General features: G+C 72.8%; 22 protein-coding genes and 1 tRNA gene. 8 read left to right on the top strand and 15 right to left on the bottom strand.

Annotated elements, in window-relative coordinates; genetic code table 11:
- Positions 1 to 271: 271 nt before the first annotated feature.
- Positions 272 to 1,360, bottom strand: coding sequence for a glycosyltransferase family 9 protein (locus tag DEJ20_RS09605; protein WP_111236269.1), 1,089 nt, complete (start codon positions 1,358 to 1,360; stop codon positions 272 to 274).
- A gap of 134 nt (positions 1,361 to 1,494) precedes the next feature.
- On the opposite strand from DEJ20_RS09605, the gene DEJ20_RS09600 reads away from it, so the two are divergent.
- From DEJ20_RS09600 to DEJ20_RS09585, 4 genes are all read left to right on the top strand, one after another.
- Positions 1,495 to 3,006, top strand: a complete 1,512-nt coding sequence (locus DEJ20_RS09600) for an aldehyde dehydrogenase family protein (protein ID WP_111236270.1) — start codon at positions 1,495 to 1,497, stop codon at positions 3,004 to 3,006.
- Positions 3,003 to 4,496: a D-glycero-beta-D-manno-heptose 1-phosphate adenylyltransferase gene (gene rfaE2, locus DEJ20_RS09595; protein ID WP_111236271.1), complete on the top strand. Its 1,494-nt coding sequence runs from the start codon at positions 3,003 to 3,005 to the stop codon at positions 4,494 to 4,496. Before DEJ20_RS09600 ends, rfaE2 begins: the two co-directional genes overlap by 4 nt.
- Positions 4,493 to 5,377 (top strand): glycosyltransferase family 2 protein, encoded by an 885-nt coding sequence (locus DEJ20_RS09590; RefSeq protein ID WP_111236272.1) that lies wholly within the window; start codon positions 4,493 to 4,495, stop codon positions 5,375 to 5,377. Before rfaE2 ends, DEJ20_RS09590 begins: the two co-directional genes overlap by 4 nt.
- Before the next feature lie 93 nt (positions 5,378 to 5,470).
- Positions 5,471 to 6,160, top strand: coding sequence for a DedA family protein (locus DEJ20_RS09585; RefSeq protein WP_258377242.1), 690 nt, complete (start codon positions 5,471 to 5,473; stop codon positions 6,158 to 6,160).
- A gap of 116 nt (positions 6,161 to 6,276) precedes the next feature.
- Here DEJ20_RS09585 and DEJ20_RS09580 read toward each other — a convergent pair whose 3' ends face one another.
- From DEJ20_RS09580 to DEJ20_RS09545, 8 genes are all read right to left on the bottom strand, one after another.
- The gene (locus tag DEJ20_RS09580) at positions 6,277 to 6,780 is read right to left on the bottom strand and encodes a Dps family protein (RefSeq protein ID WP_111236273.1); all 504 of its coding nucleotides are present in this window, start codon (positions 6,778 to 6,780) and stop codon (positions 6,277 to 6,279) included.
- Between the two features lie 123 nt (positions 6,781 to 6,903).
- Entirely contained in the window at positions 6,904 to 7,326 is a 423-nt protein-coding gene (locus DEJ20_RS09575) for an SIP domain-containing protein (protein WP_111236274.1), read from the bottom strand.
- Between the two features lie 29 nt (positions 7,327 to 7,355).
- Complete coding sequence (locus DEJ20_RS09570; protein ID WP_111236275.1) at positions 7,356 to 8,000, bottom strand: TetR/AcrR family transcriptional regulator; 645 nt, start codon at positions 7,998 to 8,000, stop codon at positions 7,356 to 7,358.
- Entirely contained in the window at positions 7,997 to 10,093 is a 2,097-nt protein-coding gene (locus DEJ20_RS09565) for a CocE/NonD family hydrolase (RefSeq protein ID WP_111236276.1), read from the bottom strand. Before DEJ20_RS09565 ends, DEJ20_RS09570 begins: the two co-directional genes overlap by 4 nt.
- Entirely contained in the window at positions 10,090 to 11,937 is a 1,848-nt protein-coding gene (locus DEJ20_RS09560; RefSeq protein WP_111236277.1) for a dipeptide ABC transporter ATP-binding protein, read from the bottom strand. Before DEJ20_RS09560 ends, DEJ20_RS09565 begins: the two co-directional genes overlap by 4 nt.
- Positions 11,934 to 12,821 (bottom strand): ABC transporter permease, encoded by an 888-nt coding sequence (locus DEJ20_RS09555; RefSeq protein ID WP_111236278.1) that lies wholly within the window; start codon positions 12,819 to 12,821, stop codon positions 11,934 to 11,936. Before DEJ20_RS09555 ends, DEJ20_RS09560 begins: the two co-directional genes overlap by 4 nt.
- Positions 12,818 to 13,855 carry an ABC transporter permease gene (locus DEJ20_RS09550; RefSeq protein WP_111236279.1) on the bottom strand — a complete coding sequence of 346 codons (1,038 nt, stop codon included), beginning with the start codon at positions 13,853 to 13,855 and terminating at the stop codon, positions 12,818 to 12,820. Before DEJ20_RS09550 ends, DEJ20_RS09555 begins: the two co-directional genes overlap by 4 nt.
- The gene (locus tag DEJ20_RS09545) at positions 13,852 to 15,453 is read right to left on the bottom strand and encodes an ABC transporter substrate-binding protein (RefSeq protein WP_111236280.1); all 1,602 of its coding nucleotides are present in this window, start codon (positions 15,451 to 15,453) and stop codon (positions 13,852 to 13,854) included. Before DEJ20_RS09545 ends, DEJ20_RS09550 begins: the two co-directional genes overlap by 4 nt.
- 235 nt (positions 15,454 to 15,688) lie before the next feature.
- On the opposite strand from DEJ20_RS09545, the gene DEJ20_RS09540 reads away from it, so the two are divergent.
- Genes DEJ20_RS09540 through DEJ20_RS09530 form a run of 3 tightly spaced genes read left to right on the top strand, consistent with a single transcriptional unit; the run spans position 15,689 to position 17,339 of the window.
- Positions 15,689 to 16,282, top strand: coding sequence for a molybdopterin-dependent oxidoreductase (locus DEJ20_RS09540; RefSeq protein ID WP_027465568.1), 594 nt, complete (start codon positions 15,689 to 15,691; stop codon positions 16,280 to 16,282).
- Positions 16,279 to 17,070 carry a ferredoxin reductase gene (locus tag DEJ20_RS09535; protein ID WP_111236281.1) on the top strand — a complete coding sequence of 264 codons (792 nt, stop codon included), beginning with the start codon at positions 16,279 to 16,281 and terminating at the stop codon, positions 17,068 to 17,070. Before DEJ20_RS09540 ends, DEJ20_RS09535 begins: the two co-directional genes overlap by 4 nt.
- Positions 17,070 to 17,339, top strand: a complete 270-nt coding sequence (locus DEJ20_RS09530; RefSeq protein ID WP_111236282.1) for a DUF6510 family protein — start codon at positions 17,070 to 17,072, stop codon at positions 17,337 to 17,339. Before DEJ20_RS09535 ends, DEJ20_RS09530 begins: the two co-directional genes overlap by 1 nt.
- Positions 17,340 to 17,624: 285 nt before the next feature.
- Here the strand turns inward: DEJ20_RS09530 and DEJ20_RS09525 are convergent.
- Positions 17,625 to 17,696: transfer RNA gene (locus DEJ20_RS09525), tRNA-Gly, on the bottom strand.
- A 133-nt stretch (positions 17,697 to 17,829) separates the two neighbouring features.
- Here DEJ20_RS09525 and DEJ20_RS09520 point away from each other — a divergent pair.
- Positions 17,830 to 18,036, top strand: coding sequence for a hypothetical protein (locus DEJ20_RS09520; protein WP_027465565.1), 207 nt, complete (start codon positions 17,830 to 17,832; stop codon positions 18,034 to 18,036).
- 74 nt (positions 18,037 to 18,110) lie between these two features.
- Here the strand turns inward: DEJ20_RS09520 and DEJ20_RS09515 are convergent, their stop codons facing one another.
- From DEJ20_RS09515 to DEJ20_RS09495, 5 genes are all read right to left on the bottom strand, one after another.
- Positions 18,111 to 19,493 carry a hypothetical protein gene (locus DEJ20_RS09515; protein ID WP_111236283.1) on the bottom strand — a complete coding sequence of 461 codons (1,383 nt, stop codon included), beginning with the start codon at positions 19,491 to 19,493 and terminating at the stop codon, positions 18,111 to 18,113.
- A 65-nt stretch (positions 19,494 to 19,558) separates the two neighbouring features.
- Entirely contained in the window at positions 19,559 to 19,852 is a 294-nt protein-coding gene (locus tag DEJ20_RS09510; protein ID WP_111236284.1) for a hypothetical protein, read from the bottom strand.
- A gap of 9 nt (positions 19,853 to 19,861) precedes the next feature.
- Positions 19,862 to 20,731: a universal stress protein gene (locus DEJ20_RS09505; protein WP_181431620.1), complete on the bottom strand. Its 870-nt coding sequence runs from the start codon at positions 20,729 to 20,731 to the stop codon at positions 19,862 to 19,864.
- An 88-nt stretch (positions 20,732 to 20,819) separates the two neighbouring features.
- Complete coding sequence (locus DEJ20_RS09500) at positions 20,820 to 21,926, bottom strand: S1C family serine protease (RefSeq protein ID WP_181431621.1); 1,107 nt, start codon at positions 21,924 to 21,926, stop codon at positions 20,820 to 20,822.
- Complete coding sequence (locus tag DEJ20_RS09495) at positions 21,923 to 23,203, bottom strand: arginine deiminase (RefSeq protein WP_111236287.1); 1,281 nt, start codon at positions 23,201 to 23,203, stop codon at positions 21,923 to 21,925. The genes DEJ20_RS09500 and DEJ20_RS09495 overlap by 4 nt, the downstream gene beginning before the upstream one ends.
- Between the last annotated feature and the right edge of the window lie 9 nt (positions 23,204 to 23,212).

Below are 23,212 nucleotides of genomic sequence, written 5' to 3'. Positions count from 1 at the left end.
TTGACGGCTGGGTCCGCGCTTGCAGCGCCGCACGCAGCGGTGAACCGCGCACGGGGTGACGGTGCGCGCACTGTGCGGCCGGGAGGCGCGTTGCGGGCTGGCAGCGGGCCTCCCGTCCGGCGTCCGGTCGCGTACCGTGCACGGTGCGCGGTGCGTCGCCTGGTGCAGCGTTGACGGCTGGGTGCGCGCTTCCAGCGCCGCACGCAGCGGGCAACCACGCACGGGGTGACGGCGTGCGCACGAGACCGAAGCTCGCACGGTGCGAGGCTCGTCAGACCGTGCGGAGCAGGTCCTCGACGTCGGCGAGGACGGCCTCCGGCTCGACCTGGTCCACGTAGGACGGGTCGTGCTCGCACCGCTCGGCGGTCCAGCCGACCTGGGTGACGTCCGCGCCGCAGACCGGGCACTGCGTCACGAAGGACAGGTGCACCCGGTGCCGACCGCGGTCGAACGGCCCGGCGTTGATCACGTTGCCGAACCAGAACACCCCGACGGTCGGGGTGCCGACGGCCACGGCGAGGTGCCGCGGACCGGAGTCGTCGCCGACCATGACGTCGGCGGCGGCGAGGACGTCGGGGAGTTCCCGCAACGGCAGCGACGCGGTGAGGTCGTGCAGGCGCTCCCGCAGCTCGGTCGGCAGCGACGCGACGATGGCGGACGACGCCGGCACGTCCGAGTCGTCGCCCACGAGCACCACGTCGTCCCCCGCGGCGAGCCGGGCACGGGCGACCTCGGCGAAGCGCGAGGGGCTCCAGCGGCGACGCGGGTCGGTGGCGCCGGGATGGATCGCGACGAGTCGTCCCCGGACCCCGAGGCGCTGCCGGACCCCGGCCCGCGCGGCCTCGGGGACGTGCAGTCGGGGGTCGAGGGTGACCGGTTCGGCGCCGGCGAGCGAGGACACCTCGAGCGCCCGGACGACCTCGTGCTGGTAGTAGACGTAGCGGACCCAGCGTTCCAGGACCTCGGCGTCCTCGGTGGCGGTGCCCACGGTGTGGCGTGCGCCGAGCCGGAGCAGGAACGGGTTCGAGTTGCGGCCACCGCCGTGCACCTGCACCGCGAGGTCGAAGCGCCCGTGCAGCCGGTCGAAGAAGTCCTGCTCGGTGGGTGCGCCGTCGCCGGAGTCCCGGACGCCGGGCACGACGGGGAGCTCCTCGTAGGCGTGCACGGCCTCGGTGCGACCCTCGAGCACCGGCCGCGCCGTCGGTGCCCCGAGCAGCGTGATCCGGGCTCCGGGGTACGCGGCGGTCAGCGCCTCGACCGCCGGGAGAGCGAACATCAGGTCGCCCAGTCCCCCACCGCGGAGCACCGCGATCTCGCTGACACCGTCGAACCGTTCTCCGCCCACACCGATCTGTTGCACAGCTCCACGTCTACCGGTCGGACCCGTCCGGACGCCCAGCAGCGCCCCCGGATGGACGAGAAGCGCGATGCCGTGACCGCACACAGCGGGGCACGAGCACCGTGTGAGGCCCCGCCCGCCTCCGGAAGGACCCCATGACGATCGCACCCCCCGCCGCCGACGACCTCGTGGTGACCGACCCCGTGAACGGATCGATCGCGTCCACCGTGCGCCGCTCGACCGAGGACGACGTCCGCAACGCCGTCGCCCGCGCCCGTGCCGCCGCCGGTGCCTGGGCCCGGACCGCGCCGGCCGAGCGCGGTGCCCTGCTGCACGCTGCGGCCGAGCACCTCCGTGCCCACGCGCAGGAGCTGGCGGACCTGAACACCCGCGAGACCGGCAAGGTGCCCGGCGACGCACTGGGCGGGGTCGAGGCTGGCATCGGCACGCTCGTGCAGTACGCCGAGCTCGGGCCGGTGCACCGGGGTGAGGCCCTGCGCGGGCAGTTCGGTGCCGCTGACTGGTCGGTGCCGCACCCGCGCGGCGTGGTGCTCGCCCTGACGCCGTGGAACGACCCGGTCGCCGTGGCCTGCGGGATCCTCGGCGCAGCGATCGTCACGGGCAACACCGTGGTGCACAAGGGCAGCGAACGCTGCCCGGCGACCTTCGCCCGACTCAACGCGCTGCTCGCCGAGGTCCTGCCGGACGGCGTGCTCATCGGTGTCGACGGCGACGCGACCACAGGCGAGCTGCTCCTGGCGCAGGAGGGCATCGACGTCTACGCGCACGTCGGGTCGACCGCCACCGGTGACCGCCTGAGCGAGGTGGCTGCGACCACCCGCGCCCACGTCATCCGCGAGAACGGCGGCAACGACCCCGTCGTCGTCGACACCGACGTCGACCCGGATTGGGCCGCCGCACAGGTCGCTCTCGGCGCGTTCGCGAACACCGGCCAGATCTGCACCAGCGTCGAACGGGTGTACGTGCACCAGGACGTCGCCGAGCCCTTCGTCGCCGCGCTGGTCGCCGAGGCGGAGCGCCGCACGGCCGCACCCGCCGCCGAGTTCGGGCCGCTCGTGGACGACCGGCTGCGCGAGCTCGTGCAGCGCCACGTCGACGACGCGATCGCCCGCGGCGCCTCGGCCCGGACCGGTGGTGTCACGCCCGGCGGGCTCGGATCGTTCTACCCGGCGACCGTCCTGACCGACTGCACGGACGACATGCTCGTGCTGACCGAGGAGACCTTCGGCCCGATCGCCCCGGTGCGCGTCGTGTCGGACTTCGCGGAGGGCCTCCGGCTCGCCGCGGCCGACCGCTACGGCCTCGCCGCCACCGTGCTGACGAACGACACCGCGCACGCGCTCCGTGCCGCGGCCGAGCTGCCTGTCGGCACCGTCAAGGTGAACGCCGTGTTCGGTGGCGCTCCGGGCGGCAGCGCCCAGCCCCGCGGTGCCTCGGGCGCCGGGTTCGGGTACGGCCCGCACCTGCTCGACGAGATGACGACCACGACGGTGGTGCACCTCGAGGCCGCACCGCCGCGCCGCACAGCCGAGCCGTCGACCGCAGCAGCCGGCAGCACCGCAGCCACCAGCAGCACCGCCACCGGCCCCGCAGCCGCTGCCGGCGCCACCGCCGGCAGCGCCGACACCGTGGGAGGCACCCGATGACCGCCGACGTCCGGCTGGTCCGTGACCTCGTCGCCACGATCGACGACCGCGAACCCCTCGTCGTCGTCATCGGCGACTGCATCCTCGACCGCTGGACCGTCGGCGAGGCCGAGCGGGTCTCCCGCGAGGCCCCGGCCCCCGTCGTCCGCGTCACCGAGACCATCGCGGTGCCCGGCGGCGCGGCGAACACGGCCGTGAACGCCCGCGCCCTCGGCGCCCGGGTCCGCATGGTCGGGCTCATCGGCGACGACGAGGCCGGGGACGTCCTGCGCCAGCGGCTTGAGGCTGCCGGCGTCGACACGTCGTTCCTGGTCGAGATCCCCGGCGCCCGCACCACGACGAAGTCGCGCGTGGTCGGTGGGGACCGCGTCGTGGTCCGGGTCGACGAGCTCGCCGCGACCCCGACCGCCGAGCACGGCGAACGCCTCGCCCGCTCGGTGGCCCGTGCCGTCCGGTGCGCCGACGCCGCGGTCGTGTGCGACTACGGCCTGGGTGTCCGCGCCGAGGACGTCGTGCCGATGCTCGACCGTGACCGCCCCGGTGCCGTCGTGGTCGACGCCCACGACCTGACCCGCTGGGCCGCGCTGCACCCCGACCTCGTCACGCCGAACGCCGGTGAGACCGCCGCCCTGCTCGGCACGGAGCTCGGCACCGGTGCCGACCGCGTCGGCACCGTCGTCGCGGCCCGTGCCGACGTGCTCGCCCGCAGCGGAGCCCGTGCCGCGGTGGTCACGCTCGACCGCGACGGCACCGTGCTGCTCGAGCCCGGGTCCGACCAGGGGTTCCGCACGCGTGCGACGCCCGCTTCGGAGCAGCAGGCCTCCGGCGCCGGTGACACCTTCTGCGCGGCCGCGACCGTCGCCCTCGCCGTGCAGGCACCCCTGCGCGACGCCGTCGCCGTCGCCCAGGCCGCTGCCGACGTCGTGGTCCGCGAGGCCGGCACGTCCGTCTGCACCGCCGCCGCCCTGCTCGACTCGGTGACCGCGCCGGCGGCGACCGTGGTCGACCACGACGAGCTCGCCACCGCGGTCGAGGCCGCACGGCAGGCCGGCCGCCGCGTGGTCTTCACGAACGGCTGCTTCGACGTCGTGCACCGCGGGCACACCACGTACCTGCGCCAGGCCCGTGATCTGGGCGACCTGCTCGTCGTCGCGCTGAACGACGACGACTCGGTGCGCCGGCTGAAGGGCCCGGAGCGGCCGATCAACCCGGCCGAGGACCGCGCCGGCGTGCTCGCCGCGCTGGCCTGCGTCGACCTGGTCACGGTGTTCGCGACGGACACCCCCATCCCGCTCATCGAACGGCTGCGCCCCGAGGTCTACGTCAAGGGCGGGGACTACTCCCCCGAGATGCTGACCGAGACCGAGGTCGTGCGCGGCTACGGCGGCGAGGTCGTCATGGTCGACTACGTGCCCGAGCACTCCACCAGCGCCGTCGTGCGTCGGATCCGCGAAGCCGCTGCGCGGCCCGAACCGGACCCGGCACCGTGACCGCCCGCTGGTCCGGGTCCTGGGCGAAGGCCCCCGATCCAGCGGACACGAGCACGATCGACGTCGACGTGCTCATCCCGACCGTCGGCAGGCCGGCCGAACTCGCCACGACGCTCGCCGGCCTCGCCGCCCAGACCGACGTCGACCTGCGCGTCGTGCTGAGCGACCAGTCCGCGGACGGAGACGCCGCCAGCGCGCCGGCGGTCGCCGCGATGCTCCGCGTCCTGGAGGCGCAGGGCCGGCCCGTCACGCTCCTCACCCACCCGGAACGGCGTGGCCTGGCAGAGCACCGGCAGTTCCTCCTCGACCACGCCGAGGCAGCCGCGGTGCTGTTCCTCGACGACGACGTCTGGCTCGAGCCGGGGTCGATCGCGCGGATGCTGGACGCGCTGCGCACCTTGGGCTGCGGGTTCGTCGGCAGCGCCGTGCAGGGCCTGTCGTACCTGCAGGACCGTCGCCCGCACGAGACCTCGGTGTTCGAGCGGTGGGACGGCCCGGTCGTGCCCGAGGTGGTGCGCCGCGGGACCCCCGGATTCGACCGCTGGTCACTGCACAACGCCGCGAACCCGACGCACGTCGCCGCCGACCTCGACCTGCGCCCCGGCGAGTGGGTGCCCTACCGCGTCGCGTGGATCGGTGCCTGCGCGCTGTACGACCGCCGTGCGCTCGAGGAGGTCGGGGGCTTCCGGTTCTGGGACACCCTGCCGCCCGAGCACGCCGGCGAGGACGTCGTCGCGCAGTGGCGGGTGATGGAACGGTTCGGCGGTGCGGGCATCATGCCCTCGGGTGCCGTGCACCTGGAGGCCCCGACCACCGTCGTCGACCGCCGGGTGGACGCACCGGACGTGGTCTTCGCGGACGGGAACGTCATACCGCAGTAGGGGGTGGTCGAGACCGCCGCGGGATGGCCAGCGCGCGTCGGCTCCGTAGCGTCGTCCTCGTCGGCGAGTTCCGTCGGCGGGAGGGAGTACCCCGTGTTCGACCAGATCACCCCGCTCGTCGTCGAGCTGGCCGCGAGTCCGCTCGTCTACGTCGTCCTCTTCGCCCTGTGCCTGGTGGACGGCTTCTTCCCGCCGGTGCCGAGCGAGTCCGCCCTGGTCGCGATCGCCGCCATCGCCGCGACGTCCGGACAGCCCGTCCTCGCCGTGGTGCTCGTCGCCGCCGCCCTCGGAGCGATCGCCGGCGACTCGATCGCGTACTGGATCGGGCGCCGGATCGGGTTCGCCCGGCTGGCCCGGTCGAAGCGACCACGGATCGCGGCGGCCTTCGCGTTCGCCGAGCGGCAGATGCAGCGCCGCTCCGCCAGCCTCATCCTGACCGGGCGCTTCATCCCGGTCGGCCGGGTCGCGGTCAACATGACCGCCGGAGCGACCCGGCTGTCCTACCGCCGGTTCCTCGCGATCAGCGCGATCGCGGGGCTGGCGTGGTCGGCGGTGTCGATCGGGATCGCCCTGGCCGCGTCGAGCGTGCTGCACGAACCGATCGTCGCCGCCCTGGTGTCGATGGTGGTCGCCGCCGGGCTCGGGATCGCGGTCGACCGGGTGCTCGGTACCATCAGCCGCAAGCGCGAATCCCGCGAAGCCCGCGCCGCACGTGCCGCCACCCTTCCCGCAACACGCCGTCGTCCTCCCGAGACGCCGCCATGTGCGGCGGCGTCTCGCTGACGAGACGGCGCCGAACCGACACGACGGCGTCTCACCGGAACGAGACGTGACTGCAGACGGACGGGAGGCCCGGTGCCAGCTGGCACCGGGCCTCCCGTCAGAGGTGTGGTCGCGACTCAGGCGGCGAGGTGCGCCTGCAGGAACCAGCGGTCCTTGGTCAGCGCGCGCTCGATCTCGATCGCGACGTCCTGGCTGTTGAGGTCGACCTCGTCGAGGCCGTCGACCGCACGGCGGACCTGCAGCAGCGCGGCGTCGATCTGGGCGATCACCTCGGTGATGGTGACGTCCGAGTTCTGGAAGCCCTGCGACAGCGGCGGCAGGGTGGTGTTCGCGGCGACGGTCGCGATGCGCGAGTCGACCGGCAGGCCGAGGGCGACGATGCGCTCCGCAGCCTTGTCCGCGTAGTCCTGCGCTTGCTCGACGATCTCGTCCAGGAGCTCGTGCACGCCGACGAAGTTGCGGCCACGGACGTGCCAGTGGGCCTGCTTGCCGTTGACGACGAGCGCCTCGAGGTCGATGACGACGGGGGCGAGGAACTGGGCGACCCCGGCTGCGAGCTCCGGCGTGGTCGAGAACGGGGACGTGGTGCTGGGGGTGGTGGTGCTGCTCTGCGTGGTCATGTCGTTTCCTCCTCCGTCGTGGCTACACCCGCGTGCCTGGCCCTGTCCGGACCGGCGCGGTGCTGCCGATGGTCACAACCATGCCCGCCTCTCTTGCATGCCGCAAGGAAGAGCAGGCTCCCCTTACCCGCCGTACTCGACCTGCACCTGCTGGCCGGCGTCGCTGAGTTCGAGCTGCACCATGGACCGTGCGCGCTCTATCCACGGGCTGTCAGCGCACCCGATCCACACCGAGGTGCGGGGCTCGCAGCCCGTCACGCACCACTCGGCGGCCCACCCGGTCAGGGCGTGTGCGAGGGCTTCGCCGTGGTCCGCGAAGACCAGCGGAGCGACGGCCGAGCTGCGGGCGCTCCGGACCAGCCAGGTCACGGTGACGCGCGGCGGGGCCGGCAGGATGCGGATCTGCTCGTCGAGGGCGACCTCGACGAAGACCTGCCCGTACGCGTTCTCGGGGAGTTCGTCGAGCTGGCGGTGGATCTCGACGAGGTCCTCGGCACCGCCCGCGATGAGGATGCGTTCGCTGGGCTGCCGCCGGGTCCGTGCCATGTGGCAACGGTAAGGGAAGCCTTACCTCATCACAAGGGGGAACGACCGGTTCCGGCGATGTCCACAGCGGGCACACCGAGTTCGTGTGACAGGAACCGCCACATCCACGACAGGGCAACCCCGTTCGTGAGCCCCGGGACGCCCTGGGCGATCTGGGTCGCGACGCCGTCGCTGTACGCGGCGAGCTGCAGCGCGACGGTGTCGGCGTCGGCGTCGATGAACACCCCGGCGTCCACCCCGCGCCGGATGACCCGCACCAGGCACGCCTCCCAGACGCGGATGCGTTCGGCGTACTCGGCGGCCACCTCGGGCCGCCGGACCACCGCGGTCCAGTAGTCGGACCAGATCCGCCAGTGCTGCCGGACCTGCTCGGTGTCGCCGAACAGCGGGGCGACGAGCATCCGCAGCCCCACCAGGACGTCGGGTTCGGCATCGACGGCCGCGACGATGGCGCCGTAGAAGCGCTCCGTCTCGAGCACCACGACCTCGTTGAGGATCTCCGCGACGCTGCCGAAGTGGTACGTCACGGTGCCGACGGAGACGCCGGCCTCGGCCGCGATGTCGCGCAGTCCGGTGGCACCGACGCCGTTCCGGACGATCACCGCGCGGGCGGCCTCGACGATCATCGCGCGTCGGACCTCCGGCCGCTGCCGGACGCGTGCCGCCGCGGTCACGCCGAGGTCCGTGGGACGTCGTCGACGAAGGTCCGCTCCGTGACGAGCACCTCGGGTTCGTCGGACCCGCCGTCGCGTGCCCAGGCGCGCACGGTGTTGACGACGTGGAAGGTGTGGGCGTCGGCGGTGACCTCGGACGTCGTCTCGAGGCGCGCGGCCCACTCCGGCTTCGTCAACCCGATCGCCCAGCGGGAACTCGCCCGTGCGCTGGTCGGGTCGTCGGAGCGGATCCGGTACGTCTCGCGGGCGTCCTCGGTGAACACGAGGCCGTCCGGGTAGACGCGCCCGCCGCCGTACCCGGGGTCGACGTCGAGCGTCCACTCCCCCGTCTCGACGTCGTGCGTGACCGTGCGCTGCGGCAGCGGGTCGGCCGGCGCGACGCGCTCGATAACGAGGGGCTCGGACCGTTCGGGCTCGGCGAAGACCACCCCGTCGTCGGTCGACCGGGTCCAGGTGGGCAGGGTGACGCTCGAGGCGGTCGGGTCGATCGTCACCGTGGCCTCGACGCCGTGCGGCCACACCCACGGCCAGTAGGACGACGAGACCGCGATGCGCAGCCGGTGTCCGGCGGCGAACCGGTGTCCGGTCGAGACCAGGCGGACGGGCAGTTCGGCGGGCGTCCCGGGCACGAGCACGTCGTCGCGGTCCATGCCGTCGCGCTTCGCGGCGTTCAGCACCCCGCGCGTGACGAGCGTCGACGAACCGTCCGGTGCGACGTCGCAGAGCCGCACGGTCAGGGTGGCGCGGGGCTGGTCGCTCGTGACGGACAAGCGCACGAGCACGTTGCCGAGCAGGTCGAACGCCTTGCCGACGGGCAGGTCGAAGGTGACCGACCGGCCGTCCTCGGCACGCTGGTCCGGCGGCAGGTCGGTGGCGTTGCCGAACGGGAAGAACCGACCGGCGTCCACCCCGGTGTGCTGCGGCGACCGCACCCCGACCGGTCCGAGGTCACCGCCCCGCAGGGCGGCGAGCGGCAGGACGCGCTCGTGGGTCGCGGCGGAGGGCCACGCCTCGGCACCGATCCAGCGACCGCGGCGACCGGCGTAGTAGGGGGCGGGGGCTTCGCCCTCGTTGATCCAGGCCCGCAGTGCGGGGTCGTCCTCGACGCCGGTGTCGACCCCGCGCAGCCAGCGGTCCCACCACCGCAGGGTCTCCTGCAGGAACCCGATCGACGGCCCCGGCGCGAGCCCACGATCCGGGTACTGGTGCGACCACGGGCCGACGATGCCCTTCACGGGGGCGCTGACGTGGTCGACGAGCCGGAGCACGGCGTCCCGGTACGGGTCCGCCCAGCCACCGACGGCGAGCACCGCGGCGCGGATGCCGTCGTAGTCCTCGGCCGCGCTGCCGTGCCGCCAGTAGTCGTCGCGCTCCTGGTGCGCCAGCCACACCGGCGTCATCGGGCGGTTCGCCTCGAGACGTTCCCGCCAGCGGTCGATCCACCCGGCGCCGACGACCTCGGGCCGGGGCGGCCGGGAGTTGAAGGCGAACATGGTCGCGCCCCAGGCCGCCATGTCGATGCCGAGCACGGCGCCGCCGACGTAGTGCACGTCGTTGTCGTACCGGTCGTCCGTCGAGCAGACCGTCACGATGGCCTTGAGGGCGGCGGGTGCCCGGGCCGCGAGCTGCAGCGCGTTGAAGCCGCCCCACGAGATGCCGAACATGCCGACGGCGCCGGTCGACCACGGCTGCTCGGCGAGCCACGCGATCACGGCCTCGCCGTCGAGCAGCTCCTGCTCGCTGTACTCGTCGTCGAAGAACCCGTCGGACGAACCGGTGCCGCGGATGTCGACCCGCACCGAGGCGTACCCGTGCTGGGCGTACCAGGGGTGCCGCTCCGAGTCGCGCGGTGCGGTCCAGTCGTCGAGCCGGTACGGCAGGTACTCGAGCAGCACCGGCGTCGGGTCGCTGGGCGCACCCGACTGCGTCGGCGACTGCGACGGTGCCCAGATCCGGGCGTGCAGCCGCACACCGTCGGGCATCGGGATCCACTCGTCGCGGACCGTCACGCCCGCGGGCAGCGAGCCGGGGTCGCCGATGGCGGTGAAGGTGGCGGCGGCGGTGCCGTGGTCGGTGCCGTCGTCGGTCGTCATGCGTCCTCCCAGTTGCGGGTGCGGTGTCCGTCACCGTGGTCGGTCCAGCCGTCGGCGTGCCGCCAGCGCGGCACCCCGTCACCGACGTCGGGCAGGGTCGTGCTGCCGGGTTCGAGCGTCGCCGCGAGCAGCGTCGACGTGTACGGGTGGTTCGGGCCGGTGAACACCCGCTCGGTCGGTCCGATCTCGACGATCCGACCACCCGTCATCACCGCGACCCGGTCCGCGACGCCCCGCACCACGGCGAGGTCGTGGCTGATGAACAGGCAGGCGAGGCCCCGCTCGCGCTGCAGGTCGGCCAGCAGCGCGAGGATCCCCGCCTGCACCTGCACGTCGAGCGCCGTGGTGATCTCGTCGGCGATCACGAGCGACGGCTCCGCCGCGAGTGCGCGCGCGATCCCGACACGCTGGCGCTGCCCACCGGACAGCTGCGCGGGCAGCCGGTCGGCGAACTCCGGCCCGAGCCCGACCTGGCTGAGCAGGGCCCCGACGCGCTCGCGCGAGGACGAGCCGCTGAACAGCCGAAGCGGCCGCGCGACGGCTGCGCCCACGGTGCGCCGCGGGTTGAGCGACGTGTCCGCGTTCTGGAACACGAGCTGCACGGCGCGCCGCAGGGCAGGCGCGCGGCCGGCGATCGGCTCGCGCAGGTCGCCGCGGGTCGTGCCGTCGTCGTACGTGAACGTCCCCGACTCGGCCGGTACCAGGCCGGCCAGCGCCGTCGCGAGCGTCGACTTGCCGCTGCCGGACTCGCCGACGACGGCGAGGGTCTCGTGCGCGGCGATCGTGAACGAGACGCCGTCGACGGCGGCCGGCAGGCCGCGGCCGTACCGGATCACCAGGTCGTCCGCGGTCACCACGGGGCGGGCGGGACCTCCGGGAGGCGCGGTGCCGTTGGCCGTGGAGCCGACCGCCCCGGGGACGGTCGCGTCGTCGGACACGTGCCCCGCGCCTCTCCCCATCGGCACGGCCGACTCGCCGCTGGCGCGTCGATCCGGAACCGGCGATGTGGGCCCAGGCCGCCGCCCGTCCGGCACCGCGGCCAGCAGGGCGCGCGTGTACTCGTGCTGCGGCGCGGCGAAGAGCGCCGCCGTGGCGGCGTGCTCGACGACCTCGCCGTCGCGCATCACGGCGATCTCGTCCGCCATGGCGGACACCACCCCGAGGTCGTGGCTGACGAGCAGGACGGCCATGCCGAGCTGCCGACCGAGGTCGGCGACCAGGTCGAGCACCGCGGCCTGCGTGACCACGTCGAGGGCGGTGGTCGGCTCGTCGAGGACGAGCACGCGCGGCCGGGCGGCGACGGCCATCGCGATGGCGATGCGCTGCTGCTGCCCGCCGGACAACTGGTGCGGGTACCGACGGACGATCCTCTCGGGGTCCGGCAGCCGGACCAGCCGGACCAGCTCGGCGACGCGTTCGGGGCCGTCGGGCTCGCCGTGGGCGCGGAGGGCCTCGCGGATCTGTTCGCCGACGCGCATCGACGGGGTGAGCGCCTGTCCGGCGTTCTGGGCGACGACCGAGGCGGTGCCGCCGCGGAGCGCCCGGCGGCCGGCCGGCGACAGGGCGAACACGTCGGCGCCGTCGACGCGGACCGTCCCGCCGTCGATCGCCGACCCGGCGCGCAGGTGTGCGAGGAGCGTCCGCGCGACGGTCGACTTGCCGCTGCCGGACTCGCCGACCAGGCCGAGGGTGCGACCGGCCTCGATCGCGAACGAGACACTCCGGACGACGGGGACCCGTCGCTTGCCGGCGGCGTACGAGATGGACAGGTCGTCCACGCGGACGATCGCGTCGGGCACGGTCGCCGTCGCGGCGGACGTCGTGCCGGTGTCGGTGCGGGTCATGCGCTGACTCCCTGCTCGGCGCGGTCGACGCCGAGCGACTTGCTCAGGCCGTCGGCCGCGAGGTTCAGTCCGATCACCAGCGTGGCGAGGGCCACGATCGGGGCGAGGGTGCCGAGCGGCACCACGGTGAGCGCGGTGCGGTTCTCCTGCACCATCAGGCCCCAGTCCGGGGTCGGTGGGTTCGCGCCGAAGCCCAGGAAGGACAGCGACGCGACGAGCAGCACGATCCACGAGGCCCGCATCGCGTACTCGACGAGCACGACGTCGAGCACGTTCGGCAGGATCTCGCGGAACACGATCGACAGCGGCCGCTCGCCCCGGGCACGGGCCGCCGTGACGTAGTCCTGGGTGATCACGGTGCGCGCGGCGCCGCGGACGACCCGGGTCACCGCGGGGGCGTAGACGACCGTGACGGCGAGGACGATGACCCAGAGGCCGGCGTCGAAGACCGTCACGACGACCAGGAGCGCGAGGATCGACGGCACGCTGAGCAGGGCGTCGACGACGCGCATGACGACCTCGTCGAACCAGTTGTCGGCGTAGGCGGTGACGCAGCCGAGCACGGTGCCGACCGCGACGGCGATCGTGGTGGCCAGGAAGGTCACGGACAGCGCGTACCGGCCGCCGTTCAGGGTGCGGGAGAGCACGTCCCGGCCGTACTGGTCGGTGCCGAGCCAGTGCGTCCACGTCGGACCGGCGAGCACGTCGCCGGCGTTCGTGGCGACCGGGTCGTGCCCGGCGATCACCGGCGCGAGCAGGGCGAGGACCACGTGCAGGGCGATGAGGCCGAGGCCGATGCGCAGCGCCGTCGACCCGCGCAGGGGTGCGAGCGCGCCGGCGAGCACGTCGCGTCCGACGCGGCGGCGGGGTGCGGTGGCGGTCATGCGGCGGCCTTCCTGGTGCTGCGGGCGCTGCGGGCGCTGCGGGTGCGCGTGCGCGGTCGTCGCTGGCGGGTCCGCAGCTTCGGGTCGAGTGCGAGCGCGACGAGGTCGGCGGCCAGGTTGCAGACGACGTAGATCAGGGCGCTCAGCAGGGCGATCGCCTCGATGGTGGGCAGGTCGCGGTTGAACACCGACTCGAGCATGAGCTTGCCCATCCCCGGGTAGTTGAAGACGTTCTCGACGACCACGACACCGCCGAGCAGCCACGCGACGTTGAGCGCAACGACGTTGAGTGTCGGCAGCAGGGCGCTCGGCACCGCGTGCTTCCACACCACCCGGCGCATCGTCAGGCCCTTGAGCTCGGCCGTCGTGACGAACTCCGACGCCATCACGTCGATGGTCGACGAGCGAGCCGTCCGCACGATGTAGGCGGCCATCGCGAGCGTCAGCACGATGATCGGCAGCCAGATGGTGGGCAGCAGCTCGGCGACGGTGGCGTCGCTCCCCCGCAGCACGACGGCGGGGAAGACCGGCAGGCCGATCGCGAACAGCAGCACCAGGACGGTGGCGACCATGAACTCCGGCACGCTCATCACGACCAGGCTGACGATCGAGATCACCCTGTCGCTCGGACGGCCCCGGCGGACACCGGCGACGACACCGAGCGTCAGGGACACCGTGACGCCGACGAGCATCGCGGGCACGGCGATGAGCATGCTGTTCCGGAAGGCTGTGAACAGCGTCGGGGCGACCGGTTCCCCGCTGACGAGCGAGGTGCCGAAGTCGCCGTGCACCGCGCCGCCGAGCCACTGCAGGTAGCGGAGCCAGACGTTCTGGTCGAGGCCGAGGGTCTCGCGCAGTTGCTTGACGGCGTCGGGGGTGGCGTTCTGCCCGAGCAGCTGCTGGGCGACGTCACCGGGGAGCGCCTGCACCGCCAGGAACACGAAGAGCGAGGCGAGCACCACGGTCAGCACGGCGATGCCGACGCGGCGGAGGACGGGGACGAGGACGTCCGACGGTGTGTTCGTGGTCGTCATCGGCGCAGTCCGATCCGCAGGTAGTCGAACTCGAAGCCGTACTCCGAGTAGTTCACGACGTCGCGGGACAACCCCACGAGCCGGTCGCCGAACATCGGCGTCATGTCGGCACCGTCCTCGACGACGAGCCGCTGGGCGTCCTGGTACAGGCTGAGCCGCTTGGCGTCGTCCATCTCGGCGCGGGCATCGTCGAGCAGCCCGTCGAAGGTCTCGTTCGACCAGGCGCTCTCGTTGTACGACGACCCCGAGCGGAAGATCTGGTTGAGCAGCTGGTCGATCGGCCGCCCCGTGAACCAGTAGCTCACCATGAGCGGCTTCTGCATCCAGATCTGCGTGTAGTACGAGTCCGAGCTGGCGTTGCGGACGGTCAGACGGATGCCCGCGTCGGCGACGGCGTCGCGGTAGGCGACGGCCATCGGGGTGAACACCGACTCGTAGCTCGACGTGTAGATCGCGGCGCGGAAGTCCTCGCGCCCGGCCTGCTTGAGCAGCGCCCGGGCCTTGTCGGGGTCGTACTCGCGGTGGTCGTCGACGAACGCGGCGAGCTGCGGCGGCACGGGGTTGTCCCAACCTGCCGAACCGGTGCCCTGCAGTGCGGTGTCGACGATCTTCCGGGGGTCGTAGGCCAGCTTCATCGCCTGGCGCACCCGCGGGTCGCTGAACTCGTCGCTCGTGGCGAGCATCGGGATCGTGTACCACTGGGCGTTCTTCGACCGGGCGACGGTGGCGCGGTCGGACGCCGACACGACCCGGGCGGTGGCGAAGTCCAGGTTGGTCTGCGAGATGAGGTCGATCTGCCCGGCGAGCAGGGCGTTCACCCGCGCGGTGGTGTCCTGGATCGAGTAGAAGTCGATGCCGTCGAGCGCCGGGCGGCCGGCGAAGTGGTCCGCGAACGCCTCGACGCTGCCGGCACCGGCGGGGGTGAACGACGACAGCCGGAACGGCCCCGTCCCGATCCCGGTGCGGCCGATGTCGGCGATGGCGTCGGCCGGCACGATGTAGCACTGGTAGGCCGTGAGCAGCGACGGGAACTCGGCGTTCGGCTTCGTCAGCGAGAAGCGCAGCGTGTACGGGTCGACGGCGCGCATCGAGTCGGCGTCCATGACCTCGCCGAGCACCCCGGCCTGCGGGCTGCCGGTCTTCTCGTCGAGGATGTGCCGGATGCTCGCGATGGCGTCGTCGGCGGTGAACCGGGACCCGTCGTGGAAGACCACGCCCCGGCGGAGCGCGAAGGTCCACTCGGTGCCGTCGGCGTTCGCGGACCACTCCTCGGCCAGGTCCGGCACCGGGGTGCCCTGCTGGTCGAGCTTGACGAGCCGGTTGTACAGCGCGCCGAGGTACTCGTAGGCCGACAGCGAGCTCGCGGAGTCGAGGGTCTCGGCGGCGGACGCGGCGGGCCGTGCGATGCGCAGGCGTCCGCCGCGACGGGCGACGCCGGTGGCCGCGGCCTCGGGGATCGTGGGGGTGCCGGCGGTCGCACCGGAGCTGCACCCGGCGAGCGTGAGCAGGCCGAGGCCGGCCAGACCGGCGGCGCCGGTGATGAGCGCCCGACGGCTCGGACCGTGGGCATTGCGGGGTTCGGGGACGATGGGCTGCATTCGGGGTGACCCCTCCTGTAATCGTTCCGGTGAACGATAGAGGTCCTCGGCCGATCCCCCAAGCCCGCTCCTGGCGGTCGGGTCGGGACCGGGGGTGCCGAGAACGGCGGACCGCTGGGGATCCGCCCCCGGGGACGACCGTTCCGTGCACGGGTGGAACGTTTACCAACCCGTTACACGGCACCGCCCGGCACACGGCATGATCGGGAACGCACCGACGTCCCCGAGGAGGACCATGGCCACGTTCACCCGCGGGTTCGGCGGTCGACGCGACGACCGCGACGACACCCGCATCCCGCCCGGTCAGACCCTGGTCCGCGACTGGCCCGTCCTGTCCGCGGGGGCGACGCCCGACATCGAGCCGACCGACTGGGCCTTCTCGATCCGCACCGAGTCCGGCCTGCACCAGTGGACCTGGGACGAGGTGCACGCACTCGGCGTCGAGGACGTCACCGTCGACATCCACTGCGTCACGCACTGGACCAAGCTCGACATGCCGTGGCGGGGTGTCCCGCTCGACCGCCTGTTCGCGGACGTCGAGACCGAACTCGACTACTGCATGGTGCACAGCTACGGCGGCTACACGACCAACGTCCCGCTCGACGAGCTGCTCGACGGCAAGTCCTGGATCGCGTTCGAGGCCGACGGCGAGCCCCTGACGCCCGAGCACGGTGGGCCCGCCCGCCTGCTGGTCCCCCACCTGTACTTCTGGAAGAGCGCCAAGTGGGTGCGCGGCATCGTCATGCAGTCCGACGACGAGCCCGGCTTCTGGGAGAACGCGGGCTACAACCTGCACGGCGACCCGTGGAAGGAAGAGCGGTACTGGTGACGCTCCCCGACACCGGCCTGGAGGCACGGATCACCCCCGTCGCTCGTCCCGCCACCCGCAGGCGACCGGCCTGGCACGCCGCCACCGTCGCGTCCGTCAGCCGCGAGACGACGAACGCGCGGCGGATCGTCCTCGACGTCCCCACCTGGCCGGGCAACGACCCCGGGCAGCACCTGGACCTGCGACTGACCGCCGAGGACGGCTACCAGGCACAGCGCTCGTACTCGATCGCGTCGGCCGGCCCCGCGACCGACGTCGTGCTCGCGGTCGACCGGGTGGACGGGGGCGAGGTCTCCCCGTTCCTCGTCGACACCGTCGAGGTCGGCGACGCGCTCGAGGTCCACGGACCCCTGGGCGGCTGGTTCGTCTGGCGGCCGGGCGAGTCCACCCGTCCGGTGCAGCTCATCGCCGGCGGCTCCGGCATCGTGCCGCTCGTCGCGATGGTGACCGCCCACGCCGAGGCGGACGACCCGGCGCCCTTCCGGCTCCTCGCGGCCGTCCGCACACCGGACGACGTGTTCTTCCGTGCGGAACTCGACCAGGCGCTCGCGAGCCGGGCACCGCTCGAGGTGACCCACGTGTACAGCCGCACCGCGCCTCCAGGCTCGACCGTGCCGGCCGGACGGCTGACGCGGGACGCGCTCGCTGCCGCGGTGATCCCGCCGGACGCGGGCGCCCTGGTCTACGTGTGCGGGTCGACGCCGTTCGTCGAGCAGGTGCTGCGCTGGCTCACCGACCTCGGGCACGACACGAGTGACGTCCGCGCCGAGCGGTTCGGGGGCAACTGATGGTCGTCGTGGACGGCAACGCGCTGGCGGGGACGCTGGCCGACAGCCTGGGGCCCGAGCCGACCGTGGTCGCCCTGCGGTGCGCCGGGTGCGGGTCACTCGGGGTGCTCGGGCAGACCACCGTCTACCGCTCCGCGATGGGGTCGGTGGCGCGCTGCCGCGGGTGCGACACGGTGCTCGTCACGGTCGTCGAGTCCGGAGCCCGGCGGTGGGTGGGGTTGCCCGGTGCACGCACGATGGCGGCTTCCATACCGGACGGCATCGAGTAGCACAAGGCTCGCGCGGCGGGTCGTGCGGCTTTCTTGCGGGTTCCCGCAACCCTGGATCTGGTTCCCACCCGAACGGGGGACCGCTCCGGATACATCCTCGGAACTGCGCCGGGCCACCCACCCGGCACGTCCCAGTGGGGGCAGGGTCGCCTCCGCGCCCGGTGGGCGCGGGTACCCGAAGCCTGCGCCCGCCGGGCCCCCACGCCTTCGGTGCTGCGACGCCCCCCAAACGACGGAACCCCCGCCGCTCTTCCGAGCGACGGGGGTTCCGGTCTTCCTGTTCTGAGCGGATGACGAGATTCGAACTCGCGACCCTCACCTTGGCAAGGTGATGCGCTACCACTGCGCCACATCCGCATTCACACGCCGTGCTGGCCGTGCGGAGATGACTCTACCCGATGACGGGCGGCATCAGCGGTTCCGGTGAAGGTTCCGGGCGTGTCCGGCGCGGCGCGGGCCGTCCGTCAGGTCGACGGAGTTCGATCGGACCATGAGCTACGTGCACGACAATCCCGGCGGAACCGAGGCCCACGGCGTCGACCTGGTCGACGGCGACGCCCCCGCGATCCGGATCCTGGTGCACGGCGACCTGCCGACCACGATCGAGCACGAGGGCCGCACCTGGCTCGCGACGGGCGACGCCCACGACGCGGGCGACGACGACACCCCGCCGATCGCGATCTACCGCCCGGTGTGAACCGGCGGGCCCGGCTGGGCTGACCGATCCGGGTGTGCCGGTTGGCCGGGCCGTGGGCCGGTTTCGCCGGGCCGTCAGTGGCCGCGGACGTCACCCGTCAGGATCGCGTGCTCGACACCCGCTGACAGCTCGTCGTGCAGGGCGTCCGCGAAGAACTCGCCGGCACCCAGGCTGATGAGGTGCGCAACCGCAGCCTCGGCGGCCGGGAACCCGGGCTCCCACTCGTCGTGGAGGAACGCGCGGACGTGTCCGGACTCGTGCACGACGACCACGCCGATGTGCTCGTGCCGGGTGCCGTCCTCGAGCACGGCGTCGAAGACGATGGGCTCGGTGTCCTCGCCGAGCTCCTCGAGCACGACGGTGCCGGTGCCTGGCCACTCCGTCCGGTACGGCGGCAGGTCGGGTGCGTGCAGGTGCCCGGCGAGCTCGTCCGACGCCGACTCGATGTGTCCGGTGGACAGGTACTCGTCGACGACGTCGTGGATGCGGGCGTGCAGGTCCGGCTCGTACTGCCACCAGCGCTGGTGCACGGTGCGGAGCCACTCCTGGGTCGCGGCGTCGGCCGAGGCCGAGATCCCCACGAGCTGCGGTGCGGTGCCGGGCGAACCGACGACCTCGAGCTGTTCGTCGTGCGTCTCGACCGTGATCGACCCGGTGGTCTCGTCCGGGTGCACGCCGTGGACGTCCTCGGGCGCGGCGGCCCAGATGCTGGCGGGGAGCTTCGGCGGCAGGTCGAACGGCACCGCGATCGCCGGTTGCGTCATCGCGTGGTCGATCGCGTCGCCGAGGTGCACCTCGTCCGACCGGGACCCCATCACGATGCCACCGGCCGGCGGCACGAGCGACAGGCGTTCCAGGTCGTCCGGCGCTGCGTTCATCGAGGTGAGCACCGCGGTGTCGGCCCACTGCACGAACGCGCCGGCTGACCGGTCGTCCTCGCCGAACGGCACGTCCCACACCGTCGGGTCCGTCAGCACCCAGGATGCGGTGCGACCGGCCGGACCGTGGCGGACGGCGTCGACGATCGCCGGCACCAGTCCGGGCAGCCCCCGGTACGTGGGACGGACCGTGAGCCGGTCGACGGCGAGCAGGTCGGGCTTGCCGAGCATCTCGGCGGCGTGGGTCTGCAGCGAGAAGAACGTCTCCCCTGTCGCGTCCTGCGCGGCGACGGCGGACGCGAAGGACCCGGCGACGTCGGACACCTGGTAGCCGAGGACCAGTGCCTCGAGCGACTCCGGTGCCCGGCTCGTGAACGCGGTGACCTCGGCGACGGAGACCGCCTCGGTCTCGTCGTCGTCGGTGATCGGGACGCGGACGTCGATCACCCACCGGTCGACGTCCTGTCCGGGGTAGGCGTCACCGTCCTCGTCCGAGATCGTGATGTGCACCAGGCGCAGGGAACCGTCCCAGGCGTGGTGGACGTGCTGGGCGATGGCGGCATCGGGGTCGTCGTTCACGGACGCAACGGTACCGGTGCACCCGGCGTGCGTGCGCCGGTGCACCGCGCCGTGACGATCGCCGCTCAGATCAGGGCGCGGGCGGCGAGTACGACGGCCGCTCCCCCGACGGTCAGTGCCGCGAGCACCGACAGCACCACCGCGACGGTGTCCCGTCGGGCAGGGGCACTCGAGCGGACGGCACCGGCGACGAGCTGCTGTGCCGCTGCCAGGGACACTGCGCTGCTGAGCGGCCGGTCGTCCTGGTCGAACGCCAGGAACCGCTCACGGACGTGCAGCACCAGCCCCAGGCTGGTCCCGTGGTCGCGCGCCACCCACGACTTCGGTCCCTGTTGCTCCCAGCGGACGGCGGTGTGCATCGTCCGGACTCACGCTCGGTGGACGACGACGGGGCAGGTGGCGTGCTGCGCGCACTCCTGGCTGACCGAGCCGATGAGCAGCCCGCGGAACCCTCCGAGCCCGCGGTTGCCGAGCACGAGGAACGCTGCGTCGCGACCGGCTTCGATGAGGACCTCCGCCGCGGGGCCCTCGGCCGTCTCGCTGGTGACCTGGACGTCGTCGCCCCCCAGGTCCGCCACGACGTCGAGCGCCCTCGCCGCCGTCGCCTTCGCGTCCCCGTCCGGTGACCAGTGGTCGAACGGGGGTTCGTCACGGTTCAGTGTCCTCGGCCACTCCCAGCTCGTGACGGTGCGGACGGAGGAACCGAGGCGTCTGGCCACGGTCACCGCGAACCGGAGCGCCTCCCAGGACTCCCCCGATCCGTCGACCCCGACAACGATGGTCCCCGACCCGGTGACGCGCCGCGTCGGGTCCCGGTGGATCATGATCGGGCAGGGGGCGTGCTGCATGCAGGCCGTGCTCACCGAACCGAGGAGCAGCCCGCGGAACCCTCCCTGACCCCGACTGCCGACCACGAGGAGGGCCGCGACCGCCGCCGACTCGACCAGGACCTGGGCGGCGCCACCTTCGACGCTGCGGGTCGTGACCGTCCCGGCGTCCAGCCGTTCCTGCCCGATCTGCTCCTCCGCGTGCGCACGGATCTCCTCGGCATCGTGCAACGGCGACCAGCTCGACCCTGCCGGCGGCGCACTCCAGCTCGTCGGCCACCGCCACGTCGTCACGACGTCCACCGATGCCCCGAGCCGGTCCGCCATCGTCAACGCGGCGGCCAGTGCTCCGACGGAGGCGTCGGAGCCGTCGTAGCCGACGACGATCCGATTGGGTTCTCGTTCTGCCATCTCGTTCTGTCCTTCGTTCTGGATGTGCTCGGTGGGCGTTCCGCACGGCGTCCTGCACGGCGTCCTCGACGGCGTCATCACGGCGTCGTCACGGCGTCGTCGCTGCTCGGAGGGTCAAGGTCGTGGTGCGCTCTCGGCCGTCATGGACGAGGGTGACGGCGAACCGGTCGCCGCTCGCGTTGGTCGCCTCCAGGAAGGTGACCGTCTCCGGATGGAGTACGTCGACGCCCTCGATGGCGGTGATCACATCCCCGACGACGATGCCCGCACGGTCGGCAGCACCGCGCGCCGTGACCTCCGTGACCTGCAGCCCCGGACCGACGACGCCGGTCCGTTGTCGGACGACCACGGGCACGGTCTGCATCCCGAGGGTCGGGTGGGCGACCTCGCCGTCCGTGCGGAGCGCCTCGGCGATCTGCCTGGCCACGGCCGCCGGGACGGCGAAGCCGATCCCGATGCTGCCGCTGCCCTCGCCGTTCGTGGTCGGCACGGTCGCGATCGCCGTGTTGATGCCGACGAGACGTCCGTCGCAGTCCACGAGTGCACCTCCGGAGTTGCCGGGGTTGATCGATGCGTCCGTCTGGATCGCACCGGTCAACACCGTGGTGCCGGTGCCGTCCGCCGTCGGCACCGGGACACTGCGCCCGAGTGCGCTGACCACACCCGTGGTGACCGATCCCGACAGCCCCAGCGGAGCGCCGAGTGCGACGACGGGTTCGCCGACGACGAGCCGATTCGAGTCGCCCCAGTCGAGCGCCGGCAGCCGGCGGTCCGGTTCGGTGCGCAGGACCGCGAGGTCGGTCCGCGGATCACGACCGACGATCTCGGCGGGGAGTTCCGTACCGTCGTCGAGGCGCACCCTGATGCGTCCACCGCTTCCCTCCGCGATGACGTGGTCGTTGGTCAACACGATCCCGGACGGGTCGATGACCTCACCGCTGCCCGAGCCCTCGCCGCTCGGCGAGCTGACCTCGATGGTCACGACGCTCGGCAGCACCCGTCGAGCGACGTCGGCGGCGTTGCAGACCGCCGCGGTGGTCGTGCGGCCGGCCCCCGCTTCGTCCGTCCTCGCCTCGTTCCGCGACCCGATCCAGCCGGCGAGGGTGCCGACGGCGAGCACGGCGACCACACTCGCTCCGAAGAAGAGCCAGGAACGGGCCCGGCCGGGTTCGGGTCCGGACCGTGGAGCGCTCACGCGGGCAACGGGTCGCGCAGGAGCGGACACGTCATGCAGTGACCACCGCCTCGTCCGCGTCCGAGCTCGGCCCCCCGGATCGTGCGGACCTCGACGCCGGCCCGGGAGAGCAGGTCGTTGGTCAGCGTGTTCCGGTCGTAGGCGTAGACCACACCCGGTTCGAGTGCGACGACGTTGTTCGCGCTGTCCCACTGCTGGCGTTCCGCGGCGTACTCGTCGCCGCCGGTGTCCACGACGCGGAGGCCGTCGATGTGCATCGCGGCAGCGACCACGTCGAGGAACGGTTCCGTCTCCTCGACGACGTGCACCGATCCCGTGCGGCCGGGCAGCAGGGTGAACGGTTTGATGTGGTCGACGATCTGCCGGTAGACGGTCACGACGTCGACGTCCGCGAAGGTGAGGACGGTGTCGAGGTGCATCGCCGCCCGGAGCTTCGGCATCCCGGCGACGATCACCCGTTCCGCCTCGCCCCGGTCGAACAGCGCGGCGGCGACCTGCGTGATCGCGTGTCGTGACGTCCGTTCGCTCATGCCGATCAGCACGACCCCGTTGCCGACCGGCAGGACGTCGCCACCCTCGAAGGTCGCGAGCCCCCAGTCCCGCTCGGGGTCGCCCCACACCACGTGGTCGAGCGCCGGGGCGAAGGCCGGGTGGAAGGAGTAGATCGCCTTCATCAGCAGCGTCTCGTCGTGTCGAGCGGGCCAGTACAGGGGGTTGAGCGTCACCGCCCCGTTGATCCAGCAGGTGGTGTCGCGGGTGTAGAGCATGTTCGGCAGCGGCGGCATGAGGTAGTCCGCTGCCGAGGCGTTCCCGTGCAGGCGAAGGTAGCCGGGACGACCGTCCGGTTCCAGGTCCTCGACGTTCAGCCCCCCGATGAGCACCTCGGCCAGGCCCTTGTCGGTGTACCCGCCGAGGTGCTGCATCGTGGCGTCGACGAGGAGCGGACCGACCTCGTTGGGGGTGATCTTGCGCTCGAGGAGCCAGTCCCGGGCCCCCGGGACGCCGAGGGTCTCCTCGAGGACACGGTGGAGTTCCAGCACCTCGACGCCCTGGCCCTCGAGGTCGCGGACGAACGCACGGTGGTCCTCCTGCGCGTTCTCCACCCACAGGACGTCGTCGAAGAGCAGTGCGTCGTTGTTGCTCGGGGTCAGTCGCGCGTGTGCCAGTCCGGGCTCGCACACCAGGACCCTCCGCAGCCTGCCCACCTCGGAGAACGCGCCGAACGCGGGGGCGGCGGACGTCTCGTCGCCGGTGGTGGTGGTGGTCTCCGTGGTCATGGGGGTTCC

Source organism: Curtobacterium sp. MCSS17_005 (genome assembly GCF_003234225.2).
Lineage (GTDB): Bacteria > Actinomycetota > Actinomycetes > Actinomycetales > Microbacteriaceae > Curtobacterium > Curtobacterium flaccumfaciens.
This window is presented reverse-complemented; position numbering and strand designations above follow the sequence as displayed.

Coding starts and splice junctions, on each gene's coding strand:
- DEJ20_RS09560 (WP_111236277.1), bottom strand. CDS start 11,937: ATGACCCGCACCGACACCGGCACGACGTCCGCCGCGACGGCGACCGTG.
- DEJ20_RS09555 (WP_111236278.1), bottom strand. CDS start 12,821: ATGACCGCCACCGCACCCCGCCGCCGCGTCGGACGCGACGTGCTCGCC.
- DEJ20_RS09540 (WP_027465568.1), top strand. CDS start 15,689: ATGGCCACGTTCACCCGCGGGTTCGGCGGTCGACGCGACGACCGCGAC.
- DEJ20_RS09580 (WP_111236273.1), bottom strand. CDS start 6,780: ATGACCACGCAGAGCAGCACCACCACCCCCAGCACCACGTCCCCGTTC.
- DEJ20_RS09505 (WP_181431620.1), bottom strand. CDS start 20,731: ATGGCAGAACGAGAACCCAATCGGATCGTCGTCGGCTACGACGGCTCC.
- DEJ20_RS09495 (WP_111236287.1), bottom strand. CDS start 23,203: ATGACCACGGAGACCACCACCACCACCGGCGACGAGACGTCCGCCGCC.
- DEJ20_RS09545 (WP_111236280.1), bottom strand. CDS start 15,453: ATGCAGCCCATCGTCCCCGAACCCCGCAATGCCCACGGTCCGAGCCGT.
- DEJ20_RS09550 (WP_111236279.1), bottom strand. CDS start 13,855: ATGACGACCACGAACACACCGTCGGACGTCCTCGTCCCCGTCCTCCGC.
- DEJ20_RS09510 (WP_111236284.1), bottom strand. CDS start 19,852: ATGCACACCGCCGTCCGCTGGGAGCAACAGGGACCGAAGTCGTGGGTG.
- DEJ20_RS09575 (WP_111236274.1), bottom strand. CDS start 7,326: ATGGCACGGACCCGGCGGCAGCCCAGCGAACGCATCCTCATCGCGGGC.
- rfaE2 (WP_111236271.1), top strand. CDS start 3,003: ATGACCGCCGACGTCCGGCTGGTCCGTGACCTCGTCGCCACGATCGAC.
- DEJ20_RS09565 (WP_111236276.1), bottom strand. CDS start 10,093: ATGACGACCGACGACGGCACCGACCACGGCACCGCCGCCGCCACCTTC.
- DEJ20_RS09600 (WP_111236270.1), top strand. CDS start 1,495: ATGACGATCGCACCCCCCGCCGCCGACGACCTCGTGGTGACCGACCCC.
- DEJ20_RS09520 (WP_027465565.1), top strand. CDS start 17,830: ATGAGCTACGTGCACGACAATCCCGGCGGAACCGAGGCCCACGGCGTC.
- DEJ20_RS09530 (WP_111236282.1), top strand. CDS start 17,070: ATGGTCGTCGTGGACGGCAACGCGCTGGCGGGGACGCTGGCCGACAGC.